Origin of the sequence: Massilia sp. CT11-108 (genome assembly GCF_047302915.1) — a bacterium.
Taxonomy (GTDB): domain Bacteria; phylum Pseudomonadota; class Gammaproteobacteria; order Burkholderiales; family Burkholderiaceae_D; genus Telluria; species Telluria orientalis.
In genome coordinates, this window is record NZ_JBKYMO010001694.1 from 1 (window position 1) to 245 (window position 245).

Below are 245 nucleotides of genomic sequence, written 5' to 3' on the forward strand. Positions count from 1 at the left end.
CACATCACACACCTCCAGCAACACCTCCCACGCCATCACCACCCAGCATCCATCCTTGAGCACCCTCGACAGCGCATCGCGCACGCCCCGCCTCCTCATCACCTCCACCCCGCGCGACGGCTCGACCAGCAGCACGTGGCGCGGACGCTGCAGCACCCCGCCCGCGACCGCCACCTTGATGAGATGGCAATGCGAAAATCCTATCCACCGGCGATCCAGGAAGTCGTCAATCGCGAGCATTTCCT

General features: G+C 64.5%; 1 pseudogene. It reads right to left on the reverse strand.

Annotation, left to right across the window (positions count from 1 at the left end):
• Window positions 1-245: pseudogene (locus tag ACEN88_RS36070) on the reverse strand (ABC transporter); the annotation flags it as partial.